The sequence below is a fragment of the Pseudoalteromonas aliena genome, from assembly GCF_038155085.1.
GTDB lineage: Bacteria > Pseudomonadota > Gammaproteobacteria > Enterobacterales > Alteromonadaceae > Pseudoalteromonas > Pseudoalteromonas aliena_A.
Genome location: NZ_JBAKAU010000043.1, coordinates 1 through 1,127, shown reverse-complemented (window position 1 = coordinate 1,127; position 1,127 = coordinate 1). Strand labels below are relative to the sequence as shown.

Annotated in this window: 2 protein-coding genes; both read left to right on the top strand. The window is 34.2% G+C overall.

Annotated features, from left to right (window positions below):
* Positions 1–78 precede the first annotated feature (78 nt).
* A complete protein-coding gene (locus V6260_RS18455; RefSeq protein WP_341595562.1) occupies positions 79–354 on the top strand; it encodes a hypothetical protein in 276 nt (91 codons plus the stop codon).
* Between the two features lie 116 nt (positions 355–470).
* Entirely contained in the window at positions 471–917 is a 447-nt protein-coding gene (locus tag V6260_RS18450; protein ID WP_341595561.1) for a hypothetical protein, read from the top strand.
* Positions 918–1,127: the final 210 nt, after the last annotated feature.

The following is a 1,127-nucleotide window of genomic DNA, read 5'->3' as shown; positions in this document are numbered from 1 at the left end:
AGCTAACCCACGAAAAGCGGAGGCTAACACCGTGTGGGAGTCATTATGTCTATATGCCAGTCATAAAAAGGAGTATTTATGCCTAATTGGTTCATCGAATTCTTTTGTGTTTTAGCTTTATCTAAAAAAACACAGTGGGCATTAATACTTGGTGTGATTTTTTACTTAGCTATTACCTTATTAGGCGAGCATATGGTTGCTAACTTTGAGCTTCAAGGTTCAATGAAAGCGCTAGAAGAGGTGTTTGCAAATAAGTTTCTTCGTAAATATGACAAAATAGCATTGTTGGCTTTAGTTTCGTTTTGGCTATTGGCTATCAAGTTTTATGTAAAAGATAAAAAACGGCTTGTCTAAAAGGCATATAACAAGTCATTCAAAAGGACTAAAACAGCTGGCCATTAGCTCGTGCCTCGCTTATTTTAGGCCAACAGTTTAAGCCTCTTAATGAGGCGCTATATTACAAGGTCACTATGAATACAATTATTGAAATATTTGCACAAGATTCAGATAAGGCAAAGCTGATAATTGTATTAATTACTGCTTTGATCACAATTTCAGTTGTAATGTTAAATCATCATTTTCAGCAAAAAAGAGATAGTAAAGAGCTATATAGATCAAAAATTGAAGAGCTATATGGCTTATCAACGGAATATACTAAAAATGCTTCTGAGTTGTTGAATTTAATGTTTCGCAATGCACCTAATCGTCTAGGAAAGCCACCCATAGCATTTGCTTCTTTGGGGCAAACATTTGAAGTAGATAAAGAGGTTGCTTTAAATAAAGTAAATAACTCAATTGTCCCTATGAAAATGCTATGTAATCTATATTTTCACGATGAAACTTTCAACTTTGATAGTTATGAGCCAACTACATTTCCAATTATAAATGGACTTGTTAGTCAAAACACTTTTAAATAATCTGTCGCTTCTGTAAGTGATAATGAGAAAAAACTGCAAGTGTTTTGCAATAAATTAATGCGTAAATATATGTAGTATAACAAGTTTCTTAAACGGAACAAAAACAGTTGGCCATCGCTTCGCGATTATAGCCAACCATTTTTATCCGCTTAGCAAGGCGTTGGTATGACTCCCACTGTCAAGTTAAACACACTGATCCTTGCTTAACTT